At 40.9% G+C, this 21426-nt stretch carries 20 protein-coding genes and 2 pseudogenes; 1 reads left to right on the plus strand and 21 read right to left on the minus strand.

Annotated features, from left to right (window positions below):
- The 21 genes and pseudogenes from ACVC7T_RS09925 to hemW all read right to left on the minus strand — a co-directional run.
- Window positions 1-1327, minus strand: a 1327-nt coding sequence (locus ACVC7T_RS09925) for a putative cross-wall-targeting lipoprotein signal domain-containing proteiin (RefSeq protein ID WP_447262878.1), incomplete at its 3' end; no start/stop codon positions are given.
- Between the two features lie 159 nt (window positions 1328-1486).
- Window positions 1487-2122 (minus strand): hypothetical protein, encoded by a 636-nt coding sequence (locus ACVC7T_RS09930; protein ID WP_000222716.1) that lies wholly within the window; start codon window positions 2120-2122, stop codon window positions 1487-1489.
- 341 nt (window positions 2123-2463) lie between these two features.
- A pseudogene (locus ACVC7T_RS09935) lies at window positions 2464-2586 on the minus strand (CHAP domain-containing protein); the annotation flags it as partial.
- A gap of 147 nt (window positions 2587-2733) precedes the next feature.
- Window positions 2734-4647: a group II intron reverse transcriptase/maturase gene (gene ltrA / locus ACVC7T_RS09940; RefSeq protein ID WP_447262879.1), complete on the minus strand. Its 1914-nt coding sequence runs from the start codon at window positions 4645-4647 to the stop codon at window positions 2734-2736.
- A gap of 708 nt (window positions 4648-5355) precedes the next feature.
- Window positions 5356-8049, minus strand: coding sequence for a phage tail tip lysozyme (locus ACVC7T_RS09945; protein ID WP_447262880.1), 2694 nt, complete (start codon window positions 8047-8049; stop codon window positions 5356-5358).
- A gap of 1 nt (window position 8050) precedes the next feature.
- Window positions 8051-10402: a VirB4-like conjugal transfer ATPase, CD1110 family gene (locus tag ACVC7T_RS09950; protein ID WP_447262881.1), complete on the minus strand. Its 2352-nt coding sequence runs from the start codon at window positions 10400-10402 to the stop codon at window positions 8051-8053.
- Complete coding sequence (locus tag ACVC7T_RS09955) at window positions 10359-10712, minus strand: PrgI family protein (protein WP_024417189.1); 354 nt, start codon at window positions 10710-10712, stop codon at window positions 10359-10361. The genes ACVC7T_RS09950 and ACVC7T_RS09955 overlap by 44 nt, the downstream gene beginning before the upstream one ends.
- Window positions 10713-10773: 61 nt before the next feature.
- The gene (locus tag ACVC7T_RS09960; protein ID WP_014636634.1) at window positions 10774-11628 is read right to left on the minus strand and encodes a conjugal transfer protein TrbL; all 855 of its coding nucleotides are present in this window, start codon (window positions 11626-11628) and stop codon (window positions 10774-10776) included.
- Between the two features lie 18 nt (window positions 11629-11646).
- Window positions 11647-11889, minus strand: coding sequence for a hypothetical protein (locus tag ACVC7T_RS09965; RefSeq protein WP_001072171.1), 243 nt, complete (start codon window positions 11887-11889; stop codon window positions 11647-11649).
- A gap of 17 nt (window positions 11890-11906) precedes the next feature.
- Entirely contained in the window at window positions 11907-13724 is a 1818-nt protein-coding gene (locus ACVC7T_RS09970; protein WP_447262882.1) for a VirD4-like conjugal transfer protein, CD1115 family, read from the minus strand.
- Window positions 13724-14212: a hypothetical protein gene (locus ACVC7T_RS09975; RefSeq protein ID WP_447262883.1), complete on the minus strand. Its 489-nt coding sequence runs from the start codon at window positions 14210-14212 to the stop codon at window positions 13724-13726. The genes ACVC7T_RS09970 and ACVC7T_RS09975 overlap by 1 nt, the downstream gene beginning before the upstream one ends.
- Window positions 14213-14289: 77 nt before the next feature.
- Window positions 14290-14874, minus strand: coding sequence for a CPBP family intramembrane glutamic endopeptidase (locus tag ACVC7T_RS09980; RefSeq protein WP_447262884.1), 585 nt, complete (start codon window positions 14872-14874; stop codon window positions 14290-14292).
- Window positions 14875-14876: 2 nt separating this feature from the next.
- Window positions 14877-15110, minus strand: coding sequence for a hypothetical protein (locus tag ACVC7T_RS09985; RefSeq protein WP_001005705.1), 234 nt, complete (start codon window positions 15108-15110; stop codon window positions 14877-14879).
- An 8-nt stretch (window positions 15111-15118) separates the two neighbouring features.
- Window positions 15119-15502, minus strand: a complete 384-nt coding sequence (locus ACVC7T_RS09990; protein ID WP_447262885.1) for a hypothetical protein — start codon at window positions 15500-15502, stop codon at window positions 15119-15121.
- Window positions 15503-15512: 10 nt separating this feature from the next.
- Complete coding sequence (locus ACVC7T_RS09995; RefSeq protein ID WP_160864168.1) at window positions 15513-15941, minus strand: hypothetical protein; 429 nt, start codon at window positions 15939-15941, stop codon at window positions 15513-15515.
- The gene (gene dcm / locus ACVC7T_RS10000; protein ID WP_447262886.1) at window positions 15925-17280 is read right to left on the minus strand and encodes a DNA (cytosine-5-)-methyltransferase; all 1356 of its coding nucleotides are present in this window, start codon (window positions 17278-17280) and stop codon (window positions 15925-15927) included. Before dcm ends, ACVC7T_RS09995 begins: the two co-directional genes overlap by 17 nt.
- 148 nt (window positions 17281-17428) lie before the next feature.
- A complete protein-coding gene (locus ACVC7T_RS10005) occupies window positions 17429-18247 on the minus strand; it encodes a replication initiator protein A (RefSeq protein WP_447262887.1) in 819 nt (272 codons plus the stop codon).
- Window positions 18244-18417: a hypothetical protein gene (locus ACVC7T_RS10010; protein ID WP_000726045.1), complete on the minus strand. Its 174-nt coding sequence runs from the start codon at window positions 18415-18417 to the stop codon at window positions 18244-18246. Before ACVC7T_RS10010 ends, ACVC7T_RS10005 begins: the two co-directional genes overlap by 4 nt.
- A gap of 160 nt (window positions 18418-18577) precedes the next feature.
- Window positions 18578-18874 (minus strand): annotated as a pseudogene (locus tag ACVC7T_RS10015) (NUDIX hydrolase); the annotation flags it as partial.
- Window positions 18861-19601, minus strand: coding sequence for an acyl-ACP thioesterase domain-containing protein (locus ACVC7T_RS10020; RefSeq protein WP_447262888.1), 741 nt, complete (start codon window positions 19599-19601; stop codon window positions 18861-18863). The gene ACVC7T_RS10020 and the pseudogene ACVC7T_RS10015, both read right to left, overlap by 14 nt.
- A gap of 12 nt (window positions 19602-19613) precedes the next feature.
- Window positions 19614-20750: a radical SAM family heme chaperone HemW gene (gene hemW / locus ACVC7T_RS10025; protein ID WP_394732137.1), complete on the minus strand. Its 1137-nt coding sequence runs from the start codon at window positions 20748-20750 to the stop codon at window positions 19614-19616.
- A gap of 93 nt (window positions 20751-20843) precedes the next feature.
- Here hemW and ACVC7T_RS10030 point away from each other — a divergent pair, with 93 nt between their 5' ends.
- Window positions 20844-21422: a VanZ family protein gene (locus ACVC7T_RS10030; RefSeq protein ID WP_394733525.1), complete on the plus strand. Its 579-nt coding sequence runs from the start codon at window positions 20844-20846 to the stop codon at window positions 21420-21422.
- The last annotated feature ends 4 nt before the right edge of the window (window positions 21423-21426 follow it).

Below are 21426 nucleotides of genomic sequence, written 5' to 3' on the forward strand. Positions count from 1 at the left end.
TAAAACTAAGAGTCTCACCTGTTTTGAAGCTGTCATAGACAAAGAATCCTGTTGAATCCAAAATTCTTGAGTAGCCACCCAGCATGGCATCGCCAGTTGAAATGATTTGATTAGGATTTCGGGTAATAGCCCCATGTTGTGCTTGGGGTTCACCATTATTGAGATTGAGGGCTTGAGCAAGGGCTTCAGAAATATAACCTTCTTCACCTTTTGAAATCTCGGCCAAGTCACGTTGATAGCGTTCCATTTCTTTGGCATTGTAGGCATCGATCGCTTCATTCTCTTTTCTGGCTGCGGCTTCTTTTTCCTGATTGCGTTTTGTAATGGCTTCAATCTCAGCTGCTCGATCTGAAACTAATTGTTGTTTCTCCTGATTAGCCTGTTCAACTGCGGCTTGGCCTGCACGGTTTTCAGCATCTACAGCTGCTTGACCTGCCTGATTACGCCTTTCAATGGCTTCGTTATCTGCCTTTGCCTTAGCTAGTCCAGCTTCATTTTCTTTTTGAATGGCTTGGTTTTTCGCAACAATATCATCTGCCTTGGTTTTCTTTGTTAGATAATCCGCTACAGCTTGTTCGTTAGTTGATTGAATAGTTTCAACAGCCTTGCCATAGTTTGTATAGTCCAGTACAGATGTTCCGTTTCCTGATGCAACTACTTGTTCATTTACTGTCACATCAACATCTGCATACCGAGTTTTTAGGTCATTGACTTTAGTATCAACCCAAGTATTTGTCTCTTTACCAGTTTGGTTGGCCCCTTCGTAGGCCTGTGACAGCTCCTTATTTTCCTGTTCGATGCGAGCTTTTTCATCCACATAAGCTGCTTTGTCAGCTTTGTAGGTTTCAGTAACTTCATTGATAGCCACAACTTGGTTTTGGGCATCTGCTTCAGCTTTTGAAATTTGTTGGTTGGTTTCAGTCGCAGAAGTTGTATTTCCTAAGTCCATTGGGCTATCTTCAACCGTAGAAACACCTTCAGCCTCAGCTTCTTCAACTGCTTGTGTTACCGTATCATGTGGTACGGTGACAGCGATTGCACCATTAGATTGTCCAGTTGACCCTAAACTTTCAGTTTGTTCAGATACAGGGTTTGGTTGTGCTTCTGGTAAATTCGTGGCTGGATTTTCCGTTCGTTGAATGGTGGTGTCAACTGATGATGTGACTTCGTCTGCATGTGCAACCGTGCCTCCCCAAGCAACAACGGCAGTCACCATAGTTCCAAGGGCAACCGAACATAGCGTTCGATATTTTTTACTCTTGCGAAAGACGTGTTTCTCGCCTTTTTCCTGATTGACAAGAAAGTGATGATTACATGTTTTGGTCATAAAGTGTCCTTCTTTTCTTTTATTCTCTAGCAACAAACTGTCACTCTTTCCTCATCATAAAAAAGAAAGCTTGATTTTGTTATCACATTAAGTTCAGGGAAAAGAAAAAGCCACCCACAAAAAGTGGATGACCTGATTATCAGCATATCAATTTTTACATTAAGACGGCCAATTAACCTTTCTAACTTTAGCAGTCTTAAAGCGTTTCTTGTCAACAAGTTTCAGCTCTATTTCTCTACAATTTGTAATTAAGGTGTCGTTGATTTTAAGACTTCTTGGAAAGTATTGATTTCCTTGTTCATGTGATAATTCAACGGTATAACTAATACCATTACTTAATTTGAAGACCACAAAATAAATATTATCTCTTCTAAATCGTTTACCAACTTTTCTATTCAAAATACCATCCGTTGTATAAAATTTACATTCCATCACATGTAACATTTGATAAAGTAGTAATGTGCCAACGATTTTGAATTTATTTTCGTTAAACCATCCATTATCAGCCTTATTTAGACGCTGCAATGTCCAATCATCCTTTAATCCTTCAAAAATACTCCCTGCATTATTAGTTGGTAAATTGACATGATGATCTCTTGATAATCCTAATAGATGGGGAATAGAGGAATTTGGGACGGAGAGAACAATTTCAGGATAGTTCTCCATATTTGTCTGATAAACGTATTTGTACTGAGAAACATATTTCTCAATAGTATTGGCCAAACAAGACATATCGACATTGAGAATATCAATCTCTCCATCAAAGGTCTCGAGCCATTCCAAAGTATATGTCATTTTATTTTTCTCCTAAAAAAGAGAAGGAAGCAGGTGCTTCCTTCTCTTCCACGTATTGAGTTTCACCTCACGCTAGATATGCCCTATCTATTCCTCAAGGGTAGGCAGTCCTGCTATTCTTTTTCTCAACAAACAGTTTGAACTGAGTGCGGAGCCCACAGGCGGGTGCAGACCATATCCACTAGCCCACAAGTAATTTATAATCTTTATTTACCCTTATTATACGGGATAATTCCTTATTTGTCAACACCTATGTTCACGCTTAAAGTTTAGATGAGATGACCACTTTGTCCCAAATATCATACAACATTTAGGACAAGAAGACAAGTATTCTAATATTTTTATTTCGTCGTATAAGCAAAACTCAAGCTACTATCCACTCCAGATAATTTACGGAAGGTGTAGTTGGGATTGCCATTGTAATTGGTTTCGGAGATAAGGAATGAGCCATCTGGGTAGACTTTTTATAGCGATAGGTAAAACTTTGATACTATCTCCATCTTTTCCCCCGCTTCACACCGTGCGTGCGACTTTCACCGCACACGGCGTTCCATCAATAGTGTATTATCACGATTTTGCTTTATCGTGCTATATTAATATGATTAACATGATTATTCTAAGTTCAAATTTTCTTTCAATAATGGTGGATTTCCTACAAGTTCACGAAACTGATTTAATTTGGTCAGTCCTGTATTACTCAAATTCAAAAGCTGAAAGAGATTTTTGATAGCCTTCTCATTTGTTGCGTGAATAAGGCGATGACTATCTCGTCCAACAATGATAAGGTTCCTATAAGAGTCATCCTTTGTTTCTGACCAAGGTCTCTTATGGTGACAATGAATATCATCCATATCCAATTCCTGACCGGTTACAGCACATTTCCCTTTTTGAGCTACAAATAAAGAAATTCGATTATCGTTATATTCAACTGTTGCACGCTTATTTATAATTGGATGTTCTCTCAGCCATTTTAATTTCCATGTTTCAACAGATTCCTGTTGTTTATGAATCAATTTTCTCCCCTCAGGAGTATACCTATTCAGATTCTTATTTCTTCCTTTTAATGTCCTCGTCTTGACATAGCTAATTGGAAGAATTGGATAACCCATTAAGTACCGAATATTTTGAGATTGAAGGTAAGGGAGAACCCCTTTATCTTTTCCCTTGTATTCTCCTATTTTTGTCAGACCTTTCGCCTGCAATCGATTTTTAAAAGAGAGGTAAAGCTGATAATGAATTTCTTCTAAATCCTTACTCACATGTGTTGCCATACTATAGTAGTTATGAATACCGATAACCATACTATTATACTTCTGTATTTCACGAATAATTGTTTCTTTAACACCTTTAATTTGTATCAATTTCATCTGTTGTTTCAGTTGATGTTTAATACGTTTCTTGGCTTTCGGTGCAATATGAGAAAAACAGACAAAACGATTATTCTTAGAAACCAGCTTTAAAGTAATCCCAAGGAATTCGCTGCTTTTCTTTCTCAGATTGGTAATTTGAGATTTTTCCTCCGAAACAGGAAGGTTAAGTCGCTCTTTTAACCACAATTTTACAGCCTTAAACGTTCGCTCTGCCTCATTCCTATTTCGACAAAAGATTTTAAAATCATCCGCATATCGAACAATATACATCTCTTTTAGTGTCGTTGAAGCTCGCAGCTTTCTATAAACATGTGACTTGTGTCTTGTTCCCTTGGAATTATATTGAGGAACTAATTCCTTACAATCTCTTTCTTCCCATTGTCGTCCTATCCACCAATCAAATTCATTAAGATTGATATTGGCAAGTAGCGGAGATAGGATACCTCCTTGTGGTGTGCCCTTAGTTGGATGGCTCACTTTTCCATTCGGAAGAACAATTGGTGCTTTTAACATTTTTCGAATAATCACTAGAAGTTGTTTATCCCTGATGCCTAAGGTCCAGATTTGACGCATTAACTTAGTATGATTCACTTCATCAAAAAAGCCTTTAATATCAACGTCAACGACATAAGTCATATGACTTTTATTCATACGATACATACAGTCCATAATAGCGTTATCAGCTGACCGTAGAGGTCTAAATCCATAACTATGTTTGTAAAATTTAGCTTCACATATTGGTTCTAACACTTGTAAAATACACTGTTGAGCAATCCTATCCCACATTGAGGGAATGCCTAGTGGTCTTTTCTTTCCATTTGGTTTAGGAATCTCTACTCTTCTGACCTTTCTGGGTCTATAATGTTGAAATCTTCTTTGAACTTTAGAGATAAAGTCTTCTTGGGTCAAATTTTCTAAGTCTTTAATGGTAACACCATCTACACCCTCGGTTTGACTACCACCATTCCGCTTTATGGTACGATAAGCGAGTAGTATATTTTCGGGAGATGTGATAATGTTCATCAAATTCTTAAAGTTGAATCCATTTTGACTTTTGGAATATAAATCGTCAAATATTTCGGTCATGCCATAGTATTCTGCATACCTTAGTTTTTGACGTTTTAATAGTTTGTCATCATTTTTGGGTTTCGTCATGGTCTATCACTCCTCTCTTTGGATTCGTGACCTTTTATGTCTTACAAGAATCCATGAAATGATAAAGTTCATAACAATACACTATTGACTAGTGGCTGTTCCTCCAGTATCATTACAACACTTTCAAAGGTCGTGCCACCACTCTCACTAGAGATTAAGGAAAGTTATGATTTCCTTTCCATTGCTTCGCTGGTTGTGCAACCTCCACATCTCTAGCTTTCGACGTTCCCTTATCTTTATCAATACTAAACTTAGGTGCCTAGCTATACCCCTTCAACTTTGATATGCCTGTAACATAACAAGGAATTTCATATCGTCGATTCTTACTCTTCCTCAAGTCGAAACAACTTACGTTGCTATACGCATTTCTACGTACTCGCCTTCGGAGCGTACATTCGCTGGTTCGTCAGTGCTCATGCACATTCTCACCCTATTTAGTTTTTAATGACTCCCGACCTATCAGATACATATCCCACCTCTGGAACACTTTCGATTCTTAAGTCCTTAAGAATGACGGTATCTTTCAGCCGACTTCACCGAGCTTCATACCTTTACCTTTGCATCAGATAAACGCATGTCGGAGTATTAGAGAAATCGTTTCAGGGCGTTACCCCTTCATTCCAATTTTCAAGATAAGAGTTCTCCATTCTCTTCAAATTTAACCTGATTATCAGGTTGATTTTTCAAGAACGTGTCTAACCTTTTCAGTTAGAAACGTCTCGCACCGACGAAAGCCACATGTCCGTACTCTGCTGGTGTGCCATGTCCTCCTCCCGCAAAGGAAAGGATAGCTCCTTCTTGTGGACTTGTCCCTATCTCCCCACCGAGACTTGCGGCTGTTCGTACCCAATCTTGGCCATTGCCCATTGTACTGATAATTGGAATCTTCTCACCATTTTTACCTTTGAGTTTTAGACCCAGTTGGTTGATACGGGCTGCGACTCCCCAAGTACATTGGCCGTAAGCGTAACCCATCCCGTCACCACCTCCTGGAATAGAGTTTTCAAAAAGGTCTCCTCGTACAGCTTCAAGTGCTTTTGGATCACTTTGTGCTGTCCCACCGTTGGGTTGACTAAAGCCTTTTTCAATTTGGTAATACCACTCACTTGCTCTTGTCTGACGTTCAAGTAGCTTATCACCACTATTTCCTTCCCAGTAAATGAGAAAGAGTTGGGCAAGACTAGCTGGACTACCTGTATTTTTGAAGAAGTCCTTTAACCAGTTGGTGTAATAAGGACTATCCCCATGCAACATGAAATCCAGTTGTAACCCTAAGTCATACCACTTTTGATGTTTTCCTTTGGCATATTCCAACAATAAAGTATGCCTGCGTGACCCATCCGCGGTATCTGTCCATTGGCCTAAGCCTAAACCACGTTTGAGAATATTTGGGTAACGTCCATTGTATATAGTTGGACCATTAAGTGAGAGCCAGCCCTCATCATCCCACGAACTATCAGTCGCACCAACTGGCGGAGATAAATAGTCGCCTTCAGCTCGTTTTGGATTAATGGAAGATTCTACCGACCAATTTCCTAAAATGGCCGCAATAGCTTGATTTGTCGCACCTTTGCTTTTGAGATAGTCATAAATAGCCTTTGCTCTCTCGAACTCATCACCGCCAAACTGACCGATAGTTGGAAGAATGGTGGTTTGAACCTGAATCACTTTTGGAAAGTAGAAAGCTGGATTGACATAGACCAACTTATCCGTGTCATCATCAATCTTTTGATAGGTAACTTTTAGACCCGTTCCGTCTTTGGTCTGACCAATAATATCTCCTGCCAAGACTTTTTGATGTTCACTCACTCGGCCTGAATGAATGCCAAACAAGGTTAGTTTAGTCTTATTCACTCCCTTACCAGATGTCAAAACAACGTTCTCTCCATCAAGAGATACCTTGCCATCCATCGGAGACACAATGACTTGACCTTCTTTTGCTTCTAAGATGATATGGTGATGAAGCGTTGGTTTCTCATCAATGACCTCATAACCATATCGGTAGGACATGCTTAAGCTATCCTCGTCAGTCTGTCCCTGAAAGGGATTGTCCAATTCTTGAAGGGCTAGATAGTTGCCTCCTTCTGTCAACTCCTTTAACTCTTCCTGGTCCTCATCAGACAGCTTGTAAGCAGGTTCTTTATATAAGTCAGACATGGATTTAATAGAATCTCCACCATTTAAATCTGTCCAGACTTGACTGAGAAACGCTTTGTAGGTCACACCACCTGCTTCCATGAAATCGTCAAGCTTGTAGTCTTGGTATTGATGATTCATGTAAACCATGACCTCATCAATCTTAGTGTAAAAGGTAATCCCTTTTTCGTTAGTTCTTGTATGCTCCGCATCTTCCCACGTCATGTGGGTATAGGCCTTGGTCAATTCCATCTCATCTTGTTGAATGACGCTGCTTCCTGAGACACTCATGAAAAAGCTCATCATCAAAAGGAGTATCAAGAGAAGGCCTGAGACAATCCAAGTCAAAGGATTTCCCGCAATTACAGAAAAGAAGGTCAGGCTTCCCTTAATGGCTTGAACAATCCCCTTAACTCCTGCTAGACTGTGCTTTCTGGCATGCTTTAAAAAGGTTTGGTAGCGTCTTCTTGGTTTAAGAGGTTTCTGGCGTATGAATCCTTTTCCCTTTTTGAAGTTCTGGAATCGTTCCTTTCCATGAGAAAATTTTGTTTTGGTAAACCTCACACCTGTCTGTCCACTTTTTACTACCACCTTACCTGCTTGAAAGGTAAACCTTCCATAGCGTCTGGCTTTCAAACTAATATCCTTCATGGATCTTAGACCATCTAAATCATCCTCCTGTGCTATCAGGTCAAGGGATTCAGATGCAACTAAGCCTAATCCAACTTTGACTTTGGTAGAGTTTTTCTTAGTCTTTTGGACTTTCTTGAGTTGTTTAACCTCACGCTTGGCAGAACTTACGTCTTTTTCTGCACTTAGTCGATCAAATGATTTTTCTTGGTGAAACTGAAAGCGAGACTTCGGGGAAGGATTTTCTTTTTGGAAAGTAAACTTGGGATTAACTGCCTTTTGCTTCTCACTTAGTTTCACTTCTGACAAATGTTTTCTTGCAGTCCGCAAACGCTCTTGAGCTTGAGGAAGTCGATAGTTCTTGATTTCCTTTACCTTCAACAGTCTAGGAGAAACATAGGTAATTTCCTTTAGAAACTTCTCTTCTGCTTCCTTTTGGCTACTGAGTAGATTTCCTTTTAACTCTGTTTTCTTTCCCTGAAACAGAGAATTTTTGGCTGATTTTAGAAATCTTCCTTTTTTAGGAACAGTCTGCTTTAAGGTTCTAACTTCTTTACGATAATGCATACGGGCTGATTTTAAGTTACTTCGAAAGTTTTGCCTAGCCTGTTTGACTGGCTTTTTATCCTCTTTCATCTCATGTCCTCATTTTTTCAGGGTCCGTACTCATGATGTCAAAGAGCTTGGTGTGTTGTGGAATCTTATTCTTGAATGGAACAACGGTGGAACCGGCCTTGATTAGCCCAGCCCCTTTTTCAGGATTGACCAAGTATTTCTCCAGTTCCTTGGAAAGCCCAAGCATATGCACCAACTCTTCGCGATCGCTCTTGGCCTGTTTTAAAAGAATCATGAACTCGCTATTAGCAATAATACGTCTGCCGTTGGCATCCAAAAGAAGTGTTTCTACATTCTGAGTAATACCTGTCGGTATCGCCCCATACTTACGGACACGACTCCAAAGTTTAAAGAAGAAATCAGAGGCATACTTGTCCAATAGAAGTAGCTGCATTTCATCAAAGTAAATCCAGGTCTTCTTCCCTAGCTTTTGGTTTTTTACCACCCGATTCCAAATTTGGTCAAAGATAACCATGAGGGCAATTTGTTTTAATTCATCGCCTAACTTTTTGACATTGTAAATCAGGAAATGACTGTCTGTTTTAATATTGGTCCGATGTGAAAATATGTCCAGCGACCCTTCCACATAGAGTTCCATATCCAGTGCCAAGTCCTTAGCTTCCTGTTCAGGTTGTTGAGATAAGACAAAGACCCATTCGACCAGGGACGGTGTGACAAAATGCTTATAGGTGAGTCGTGTCACACGGTCAATCAAGGACTTCTCACGACCATCCATTTTGCGGTCCAAGAGCTTTCCAATCCAAGACAAGAGAAATTCGGACTTGACCTTAACTGGATCCTCATCCATATTCTCATCTGATAGATCTAAGACATTTAAGAAGGTGGTAGAATCTGGGGCAATATCAATACTCTCCCCACCAAAGGCTTGACCGATAATGCTGTACTCGTTTTCTGGGTCAACAATAATAATTTCAGTATCGCAATCTGCTTCCTTGAGCTTAGTAGAGATGATTTCATGTTTTGTCGCCATCCCTTTGCCAGCTCCAGAGGTCCCTAAAATCAAACCTGACGGAGTATTTAACTTGCCACGGTCAATACTGATGATATTACTTGAGATTTGATTGATGCCATAAAATTTCCCACCCTTGTCCTGAATATCTACGGAAGTCCAAGGTGCATTCACGGCAATATTTGAAGTCAATAGAGACCGAGAAACACCTTCGAGATAGTTCTTCCCAAATGGCAAGAGACTATTAAAGGCAGCTTCTTGCATATAGGTCAAGTTATCGATAATCATATCATTTGACCCAGCCACTTGCTTGATAATATCAAGAGATTGTTTGAGTTGGTCTTCAGTATCCGCAAGCACTCCAATTAGAAATACGGTGTCAAACAGTTTATCTCCTGTTTGGGTCATGGTTTGAAGAAGAGCTTCAGCTTCATCGATGTTGTTCTCAAGAACATGGCCGACCTTCTCCAAATAGATTCCAGTCCGAGCCATCTTTTGTTGTTCCCCAATCTTTTGCGATTCCATCAAGGTCTTCTTGGTTCGCAGCTTGGTCATGGTTTCAGACTTGGTAGAGCCTTTAGCATGTAGGCTCATCATCACTTCCAAATCTGACTGCATGAGGTCACGAATAAATTTATCCCCTAGCTCCATACCGTAATCACGAACATAAACAATCTGTAATAATCGATCGTCCAATTCAATATGATTCTTGTGTTTAAAGGAAAGGCAGGTTGGGGCAATAAAGTGTTTGGTGGATTGACCTGACAGGGTTAAATCCTTGTAAGAGAACGGTAAATGATTTTCACCTCGCAACATATCCGCAAGGACATTCACTCGCTCCTCTCCACCAAGTAGACCAAGAGCCACATCAATCTCTGAAAAGCCACTCTTGAAATATTCCCCAATCTGTGACAGAGAACGAAAAGCTAGTTTTGGTGTTTGGTCGCTCTTGCCAAATGAAAGAAACTTGACGGCTGAAAAGTTGTTCTCACCTGCCTCTAAGTTGGCATCCATCATGCGATTCAATTCATCACGATAAGCATCAAACCCATCTTCCTGCAAGGGATAGAGAATACTCTTGCGGAATTTTTCCAAATTAACTTTTTGATTGAAAATAGTCAGTTGGAAATTGGTCTTATCATCCAGTGAATTGATTAAATCGGAATATTTCTCCACGATAGCTCCCTTATCATCTAAGCCAACTGTTTGATAATTAACATCTCCTAAAAGATAGGTTTGTGAGAAATAGCTTGGACTGACCTGCATAAGGCCATTCTGAAAAAGCCCTTGATAGGCTAACGTATTTACGGTTGATGGTCTGATCTCCTGCTTCTGTGTTTTCGTCTTTTGCTTTTTGTCATTAGAAGAGGTTTTTGGTTTCATTGAGTGTTTTGATTTTTTCACGTTGGTCTCCTTTTCTTCCAGTAAATGTGCGGTCTGGCACCGTTAGTTCATAATGAAAACGGTACTTGAGGTAGATTTCAAATGGTAAATCGTTGGGGCGATAGACCCCAAATAACATGAGTGGAATGGTAAAGCTAAAAACAAAACCATAGACAAACCAATCCCCAAATTGCCAGTAAAATAGGTTCAAGCCCAAAACCAAAATGGTTAGGGCGACGGCTGGAAATACAAAAATAACCTGTCTAGTTGTAAATCCTAGCCATGCCCTGTGTTGAACCTTTGAGATGTCCTTAAAGACACGAGTGTTCATAAATGTTCTCCAATCTAAGTAAGCTATAAAAAGAGGAGGCGAGATAATGACTCCCTTCCTCCTACATCCCCAAAATACTTCGGGCAGTTCGTTGACTGCCAACCAAGGCAATGATTAACAATATAGCCTGTACCAAGCCACCAAACATAATGGCGAGTGATTCCATCACTCCAGCTCCATTTGATACGGCAATCTTTCCAGCCGATTCAAACAAGGGGACAAGAGATACAATTAGAAAAATCAAAATACCTTGAACGGCATAGACCATGATGTTTTTAAGGTAACCAATCCCAACACTTCTCCAGTCATCACTAAGGAAGGTCGGAATGGTAACAGGGGCAAAAGGAATCATCAGATAGAGTTGGATAAAGCGAATGGTAATCAAGATATTGACAACCATGATGCTGGCCATTCGTACCAACCAAATGAGAATCGCAAAAAAGCCAATAATCATTTTTCCTACAATTCCAGATCCCTTAATGCCTGAGATGGTATCATAATTAGCACCACCATTCGTGACAAGACTTGCCACTTGTTCAATAACATAAGAGGCAATGGCAATAATGGCTTCCACAATAACCGTCGTATTGGTAATCACGACCGCGACCATGATGTAGCTGACAATCATAGGTGCCATGGCTTCAAAGGTCATTGCACCACCTGAGTTTGCGATTTTCTTGGCCATTTTTGAAAATTCGAGTACGAGAACAACCGCAAGAATAGCTACTCCCAAGGGCTGCATAATCCCCTTGGTAATGGCTGTCATGTAAGACCACACCGTCGGATTAAAGTCCGCTAGTGACTTAACCAAGTTGGCGGTTGATTCTAAATCCACTTGAAACCCTTCAAAAAGGCTATCACTAGATACTTTTTCAGAGGCTAGAAATACAAAAGGTGACGTAAAATTCATTATCATGTCATGTGCTGTCCTCCCCTAAATGGTAATCTGAGTTACAAAAGCACCAGCGGCTCCCACCATGACCCCACCAACAATTTCTAGAATGGCATTTCGGACACCTGGCCCACCATCTTTAATGTTGGTTGAAAGGTTGATAATGCCCATGACAACAAGAAAGGCTCCTACTGCAATCAAACCTTTTTGTAATAGAGACATGGCTTGGGAGAACATGGAGCTAGCGTCCACTCCGTAAACAAAGCCTGATAGTTTTTGATTCATATAATTCCTCATTTCTATTAATGTAGTGTCGTTTCTGTGCTTAAATCCCTTATTTTATGGCCTGACAAATCTACCTCTTCCTCAGCGGTTAGGGGATTGATATGATAGTGCCACCAGCGTACATCGGTTTCCTTATCCGCAAGCCATTTCCAATTCTTATGTTTAAGTGGAAAATATTTCTTGGTTCGAAAAACAGGAACTCCTGCAATGCGTACGAGGCATTCATCTCGTTTCATATTCCCGACTTCATCAGCCGTCATCAAGTCACGGGCAATTTTCTGGTGAGAGGTAGAACTTGAGCCAGTCTGCCCAAAAGAACGACTGGTACTTCTGACATCAATGGTTTGTTTGCCTAATAGACCACTCATAAATTTGAAAGTTTCCTCGTCATTTCCACCCAAATAGAGGAGGCTATCACAGTTTCCCAGAATAGTTTTCCAAGCCTCTTTTTCCTTATAAAGTCCTTGGAGTTGGGCGATATTTTGTAAGATTGGAACTAGACTCATGTTCCTAGAGCGAACTGTTGAGGTTTGTTCAGCAAAGTCTGGGATTTCTCCGACATTCGCAAACTCATCCAGATAGCTTCTAACATGAATAGGCAGTTGCCCTTTAAAGTCAACATCAGCCTGTCTGGTCAAAGTGGAGAAAACCGTAGAGAAAAATAAAGCAGATAGGAAACGAAAGGTAGTGTCATTATCTGGAATAACAAGATAGACCATGGTCTTTTGAGTGCCCCACGTTTTCAAATCCATAGTGTCTCTTTGCGTCAAATCAATCACCGATTGGATATTAAAGAGGGCAAATTTAGCTGTTGTGACCGCAATCACCGAATCCAAGGTCTTGTCCTTGTAGTTCTGAAAATCCGCCCAGTTTCTCATGGTAAAGTTCTCATGACCATATTTCTTAGCATAGTCTTCAAACAAGACTTCAAGTACACTTTTGTCCTGATTGTCTCCCTTCGATAAGAGTTTGATGAGTTTCCCAATCTCAGAAAAGGCTGGATAACGGCCACGCTTACGTCTTGCTTCCTGCTCTTGCTTGGAACTTCCTGGAGGATTGTAAAAATCTACCAAATAAGAGGCAATAGCTCTCACCAATGTCATGGAAGCCTCGTCCCAAAATGGATCACTGCGAGAACCATTTCCTTTGGTATTATTAAAATAGACCGTTAACATGCGGTTCAAATCATTCTCTGTTTCTACATAACGAAAGGGATTAAAACCGTCTGAATTGGTCATATTAACCAAGTCTAAAACCTTAACCTGATAACCGTTTTCTAAAAAGAGTTTACCTGTCTTCTCAGCCAAATGGTCTTTAGGATCAACGACAATATTGGAACAATTAAGTTGGATAAGGTTGGGTTTCACAAAGCGAAAGGTCTTACCTGCACCAGAACCCCCAATGACAATCAAGTTTTTATTTCGGTCAAACTGTGGCTTCTTCTTTTCCAACAAGGTTAGACGAACATCACGAGCCAAAATCGTGTCATTGAAAGGATTCTTACTGTAAAAGTTCCGCTTTTCCTTACTGGTTCCAAATCGTGCAGAACCGTATTCATCCCCTTCTCGATAGACCTTCTGGCCTGTCGATACATAAAGATAGACTAGCGTCATCGTTAGAACCCCAAGGATAAAGGCAAGAAGAGATTTTTGAGTAAAGGAAAATAGCCATAAAGGATTGAAAACCTGATTTAACCCCTCTCCTAAGAGGTAGGCAATACGTTCCATAGGTGGGGCATTGGTTAAACTATCATAGAGTAGGGTTAGACGATGGCAGAAATAACCAAAGGCGAGCCCCAAGAGTCCAAAGACCAATGCTTTTTGCCTGGAATACATTACAAGGTCACCTCCTTGGTTTTGACTGCCGAAGGTTCTGTTACTCTAATTTTCTCTTTGGCCAGTTCTATCTCTTGGTCCAAGGTTTTATCAAAGGTTAGACCTTCTAGCTTCTCAGGGTTAGACACCAGTTTCTTCAACAATTCATCCAAGTGATGATCGAGCAAGGTCTTATCCTTGGCATAAAAGTAGAGATAGTCTTTTTGCCAACTAATTGCGATTGGCAGTTTTTCTGACTCCATCAACTCCTTAAATTTCTCCACATCGATTGGCTTATCCAGTATGTCTTTACTAACATCTATCGCTTCAATTGCGTAAGGGCTTTGAAGGAGTTCTTCCAGTTTTTGAACCCCAATCTTATAAGCTGAATCTTGAGCCAAGGCTTGCCTAGCCGACCATTCTAAGAACTTTAAGAGGGTTCTAACTGTCAATAAACTACTTCTTTCCACGTATTGCATCGCTTGACGTTCTTGTTGTTCAGATGACATGGTGACCTCCTCTTTTTTTCGATTCCCTATCAAACATAAGGTGCTTCCATAATACGGAAGCACTCTTGATTTTGGTATCACAAGAAAGTTACGACATAAGCCAAACTATTCCAAAGTAAATGTAAGGCGATTGCCATCATACAATCAGTTTTCAATCGAACAGCAGCCAAGGTCAAGCCAAGACAGCTATACATGAGCCAACTCCCTAACTGATTGGGTCCATGGGATAGAACAAAGAGAAAACTGGTCACGCCTATTTGTACAAAAGGGAATGTCAATTTTTCCCACAGAAATTGCCTATAAACAATCTCTTCAAGGATGCTTGCATTGGCCAGAAACAATAAAAAGATAATAGGAGGAACCTGCTTTCCTACTTGTAACAAGACCGCTTGATTCCTAGTCTGAACTGAAAATAGGGAACTGATGAAAACTGCAAAAGCAACCATAGACACAAAACCAAGAAGCAACCATCTTAGACGATTGCTTAAGGTTATTTTTTTTGCTTGAAGAGTTTTATGACGGGCAATCTCTAAGCAAGTCACACTTAATAGGACCAATTGTAGCAAGACTAAGACCTTAATCGTCATATAGTCTTGCAGGTATAAACTCAGAAGAAGACCGTTAAGCTGTATGGCTAGATAAAACAACACTATCCTTATCATTGTCACCTCTTAAATAAATCTTCATAATCAATATCTAAGACTAGAACAATACGCTCAACCCATCTTGTTTGTGGCATCAGACGATTGGATTTGTAATGTCGCAGTTTCTGATAGAGGCGATTAAATTCACTTGGATAAACATATTGACCTTTGAATACTTTGCGAGCTAGTTCTGCCCAAGTGAGGTCTTTTTCTGCCAGAATGATTTCTAAATTGTCCCAAAATCGTTCATTCATCTTCACACCTACCCTGTCACCTGTTTCATCAGACTGGCCTGAAACAGTTCTTCTTTTACCTGTCTGGGAAGAAAGGTGCGCACTTCGTCTAGCCCAATAGCTGGATAGACATAATTCTGACAGACAATGAGAGGCAGACGAAGGTTTTGGTCTGGCTTTTGGAGAATAAGCTGAATCATCTCATTCAAACTTATCGAATATTGACGCTTAAAGCAAAGAAATCGTGGCGACAATAACTCAAAACAATCCATTGTTTTGGCAAAGAGTGACAGTAAGATTTCACGGTCTACATCACACGCTTTTATACAACGATAAGTCACACCATAGGTCGTCAAAATGGTTAGTAAATCTTGATTTGTATTGGCATTATTTCCTAGATATACCTCAAGCATAGGCACCTCCTTATAGGATTAGGCTATTTTCAACTGTTGGTTCAGGAGTTGAGAAATAGCGACTCATATCAATGGGCATCCGTCCTTCACCAAAGCACTTGACCGTCACTAAAGTCGTTAAAATGCCATCCTTTCCTCTAGCAGAATAATTTTCACCAAAGGCACGAAAGGCCAGGTGATTGTCTTTCGTCAGTAGTGTATCTACACCATTTTTAATATCCCTAGTTTCCATAAAATCCGAAATCCGATGAAGATTGGATTCGTAGAATAGGGGATCATTCATCTCTTTGTGGTAATCATCTTCAAAAGTCACCTCAAAGTCACAATCAAAATTGGGGAGCGACAGTATCTTTTGTAATAGCTGATTGGTTTCAGCTTGGTGAATACGTTCTTCTAATTCAGTACAATCTAGGATACTTTTCTTATGTAGTAAGTTCATGTTTTTCTTCCTCTTCCGTTCTTCTAAATTCTCTGGCAATGGCTTCAATAACTGTGACAGTCACGCTATTGCCGGCCTGTTTGTATAGTTGGCTCTTACTGGAAACATTTTCTGCTCTTTCATAAGCCCAATCAGGAAAGCCTTGCAGTCTAAAACACTCTCTTGGTGTCAGTCGTCTTATTCTTAGGCGATAAAGTTTCCCATCTAAGACAATGCCTGTGACTTCATACCACTTATCCTGTCGATATTCCAGAGCAGCAACTACCACTCCCATATTGTCTGAAGTCGTCAGGGTATTGGATATTCCCTTTCCCACTCGTCCCCTACGTTTGGTTGAGTCTGGATAAGCCAGATTGACAGAGTCTCCAAGAGTTGCCTTTGCGTACCCTCTTTTTGTGGCTTCCTTGATCTTCAGAAATGGCAGCTCCTCCCTCAGCAAAATCTTTGGCACCTTATCTCCACCCTGCATGGTGGTCAAGGTCGGTGACAAGCCAGAAATGTCAAATACTCTTCCAGTCTGGTCAAAGCTAGTCGGCAGATTTCCTGCGACAACAACTCCGTGTTTGTCTTGACTGGTCAAAGTAAACATAGGGTCTTGATTATCCTTAAATCGACGACCATGTTGCCGTTTTTCTAGTCTATCTGGTGTTAAGACTGGAATGGCGATTTTAGCACCCTCTCCTTTACCTCTTGTTAGTGTAGGAGCAAGTCCACTCGTCAGATAGACTTCACCATTCAAACCACGTTTAGATGGATTGATATTTCCTAGCCTTTCAAGATGAGCTGGGCTGTTTTCTCTTCTGAGAGGAAATAAGAATCTGGGACGGTATCTTCTAGAATGTCCGATAATAAAGACCCGCTCTCTGTTTTGCGGGACTTGGAAGTCCTTACTGTTAAGCACCTGCCATTCGACATCATACCCCAATTCATCCATCGTGGAGAGGATTGTGGCGAACGTTCGTCCCTCGTCGTGATTGAGTAGGCCTTTGACGTTTTCCAAAAATAGAAAACGTGGTTGGATTTGTTTGGCCGCTCGAGCAATCTCAAAAAAGAGAGTCCCTCTAGTATCTTCAAATCCCAATCGTCTGCCTGCGAGTGAAAATGCTTGGCAAGGAAATCCCCCGCAGATGATGTCCACTTGCCCTCTAAATTGTCTAAAGTCGTGGTCTGTGACCTCTTTAATGTCATGGTATTCTATTTCCCCTTCTGTGTTAAACATGGCTTTATAAGATGTTCTGGCGAATTTATCAATTTCACAAAAGCCCAGGCATTTATGACCCTGTGATTCCATCCCTAGCCTAAAACCGCCTATCCCAGCAAATAAATCTAAAAATTTCATTTTTCCTCTCTTTCCAACTAAAAAAGAGCCTTACACTTGTAAAACTCTTGCTTATATATGATCATCCATTTCTGGTGCACGGATTTCTTCAACAATCAAAATGACGATAGAAATCAGATAGATTCCACCTAGTATCCACCAAATCAACTTAATCACCTCCCTTTACTTCTTGTCGTCTCAGTTGCTTAGTCCACTCTGACAGCACACCATTAAATACGTATTCAGCTATTACTTCCGCTGACCGAGCAAATCGCATATGTTCCAAAGCATACTGATAACGGTCACTAAAATAAATCATGGCATAGTCACTAGCTGACTGAGATAGACCCGTCTGTCTTAACTGGTCATGAACCAAACCCCAAATATAGTCTCGATCGTACTTGGTCACGCCATCGACTTTTGAAGTAAAGTTCTCTTCTTGTTTCTCATCTACCAGCTGCCTCTCCTCCTCGTCATCAATAAGAAAATCACTCCCTTTAGTTTCACTATATTTAGTCTCACTTCTTTCAGTCTCACTAGGGGCTGAATTTAAGACCGGCCCCGTCTTTCTTTGAGACCCCCCTAGTGTTTTTTTAACACTAGCCCCGTCTGTATGTAAGACTGGGGTAGTTTCATGTTCTAATTCCCCCAAGTAAATTTTATTTGCCATTCGACCTTTTTCACTAGAGGACTGTTGGACTTCATCAATTAAGCCATAGTCACGTAAGGTTTTCTTGATAGAGAGTAATTTTGACTTTGAACAGCCTAAAAGTGCCATCAGATTTGAATTGGAATAAATCAAGTAAATAGCCCCATCCTCATCAATCCAGCCCTTACTCAAAGACAGCTCCAACCTATCTTTTAAAACCGCGTAGGCTACCTTAACCTCCAGCTTTATATCCTTATAACGTTCACTCTCAAACAAAATTTTAGGGAGTTTATAATAACGCTCTGATGTCTGATACTGATTAGCGGTAATTCGTTTCATGATTGTCCCTCCAAGACTAATATTCCAACATTTCCAAATTCATCAAATCGGATTAAACCTGGTTGTTCCATTTCATCAATTAGCTGTGTTGCTTTCACAATATCAACTCCTAAAATAGCCACAAGATGACACATCACGATTTGGCGTGATGATTGTTCCTTCTTTTTCATGAATTCCTCCTGAAAATAAAAAAACGAGAACACTTAGTAAAATGTTCTCGCTTATGCGATATTATAAATAATAAAATAAATTTTTCCTCCTTAACGACAGATTGTAGAACGCTCAAATCCTTGATTTATCAGCGTTTTAAGCACCTGTCATTATTATGACACAATCCCCACCTGGTAAGGACCAGAGCCCATCGTTTTCCTGGACCAGTAGGATTTTATCCTCTTGGAAAATAGCTGCGCGGGTATCCAGCTTGGGTGTCTGATAGCCTGTTTCATTGCAAAACAAGTCTTTCACCACTTCCAAGGGCTGTCCAGACGGTTCTACTAGCATCTCTGCCGCAATCTGTCTGATTTCCTCAAATCGTTCCATGTCATAAACATCTTTTCCATAGGCCAAGCCTGTCTGAGCCAAGGCCTGTAAACGTAAGGCCCATTCCAACCACTTATCCTGTGGCATGATCTTCCCTCCATTCTATAACAGCTTGAGCATGGATATGCCCGTCAACCACAATCTCGTGCTGACTGACCCCAGCTTCCACCACCATGCGTGAACTTACCAAGCTAGTTGCCTCTACTTCTTTGAGATACTTGAGTTGGATTTTTTTAGGGACATGGCAGAGCAGAAAATCATAGCCCAGTGCTTCATACATCCATTCCAGATACTTGCCATTATTGACATGCCCATTCATATCCAAATCAAAATAGCGAACAGGAAATTCTTGAACAGATGGATTTTCCAAGAGCTGATACTTGGGAGCCCGAGGTAATTTCTTGACCTGCTCAGACTGATAAGGAGCAATCAAGGCTTCTGGTACTGGAGCAGCCTTGCGGCTCTCAAAATCAATCAAGACAAAATAGCAGAGAATGTCCAACAAAAGATTGCCTGCTGCATCGTAGATATAGAACATCCGATGACAGAAAAACTTGTTGTAGGCAACCGCTTCTGTTTTAATGGTAATGGATTCATTATACTTGGGTAGGGCTTGAATAGTCAGTTCATAGTCTGTCACCACCCAAATCAAGCCAAATTCCTGAAAAACATAGAGATCACTGCGACCCAGTTCCTCTGACTGTCGGCCCGAAAGCCCCAGACAATAGGAAATCAAGCCAGGCAGTTTGACAGCCTGCTTCACATCACACATATCAAAGGGAATTGTGAAGTTTTCTTGGTAGGTTAGTCCCATTGTGTCCTCTTTCTAATCTTCTATAATGAAACGTTCGGCAACTGTGTCGCCAAGAAACAATCCTTTTTTGGTCATCCGAAGCCAACGGTCTTCTTCTTGCAAGAGACCTTCATTTTTCAAGTCTTTGACCACCTGACCATAGCGGTCTTCAAAGGAGATACCAAACTTTTCCTCGAATCGCTCAATGGACACGCCAGTTTTTTTCCGTAAGCCTAAAAACATCTCTTCTTCCATCTGCTCGGTCTTGCTGAGAAACTCTTCGTGCAGGCGGGAATGGCCTTTTTCGCGGATGGACTTGAGGTAATGCTGAATGGGGCCGCGGTTGCGATAGCGCATGCCGTCGATGTAGCCAGATGCTCCTGCTCCTAGACCATAGTACTCCGAGTTGTCCCAGTACATGAGGTTGTGGCGGCTTTCAAAGCCAGGCTTGGTGAAGTTGGAAATCTCATAATGCTCGAAGCCGTTTTTCTCCAACTCCTGAAGAATATAGTCGAACATATCGGACTCCACATCTTCGTTGGGCAGATGGAGGTTGCCACGGCGTTGACGGTTCATGAAGACCGTATGGTTCTCCAAAATCAAGCTGTAAAGGCTCATGTGGGGAATGTCCAGCTCCAGGGCCTTGGCGACATTGTCCACCACCTGCTCCATGGTCTGACCAGGCAGGGCATAAATCAGGTCGATGGAAATGTTGTAAAAACCCGCTTCCTTGAGGGCTGCAATGGTTTCATAAATCTGAGCTTGGTTGTGGCTACGACCGATTTTTTTCAGCATACGGTCATCAAAGGTCTGGACCCCCAGCGACACCCGATTACACTTGGACTTTTTCAGAACTGCAATCTTGTCTGCCGTCAAGTCACCTGGATTGGCCTCGATAGTGAATTCTTCCACCTGTGACAAGTCCAGCAAGTTCTCCAGATTGGTCAGGAGATAATCTAGCTGGTCTGCCGAGAGAGCCGATGGTGTTCCGCCTCCGATATAAAGTGTGCGGAGAGCTGGCAGGTCGTAAAACTTGACCTCTTCCATGAGGGCTGCCAAATACTCGTCAACTGGCTGATTCTTAATAAAGACCTTGGAAAAGTCACAGTAGTAACAAATCTGGGTACAAAATGGAATGTGGATATAGGCAGATGTCGGTCGTTTTTTCATAAGAACTATTATAGCACACTGTCTATAAAAATATTTTTTACAGCCTTTACCCCCCTCAAATAATGATATAATGAAATAAAAAGGAGGCCTTCTATGAGAAAAGAAGCTATCTATGACTGTATTAACCTGATCCTGTCATTTCTGCTCTGTCGCTGGCTCTTTATGACCTTTCTTTTTCACCAATTTTCAAACATTTTCATGACGGTTGATTTTTGGCCAGCATTTGCAGCAGTCTTACTGATGACCGGATTTTGCTTTACCCTATTTCGACTTGTCTATAAGCCCCATATTTCGCGACTGACACTTTGGTTTTTCTACGCTTGCTACGGGCTTCTGCTAGTCTTTCTTCTCTTTTTCAAAAGCATGGGCGTCAGAGGTGTCAACTGGGATCTCCTTAGCACCTTCTCTCAAGACCTATTTCTCAATCCTGCTATATTGGTCTTTAATCTCTTACTCTTTTTACCACTTGGGTTGCTTTTTTCATTTTCTTGGAAAAAACTTTCTCTCTTTGTAGGTGCCATATTGCTAGTTGAAGCCTGTCAATTCTTCTTTTCACTAGGCTTCTTTGACCTTGGCGACATCTTGCTTAACACCTCTGGCTTCGCCTTTGGAAACTTCTTGGGACAATCCGCAATGGCTCAAGCTTTCAAAAATAGAATACAGAAAAAATGACCCC

This window comes from Streptococcus sp. P25B114 (genome assembly GCF_053010325.1).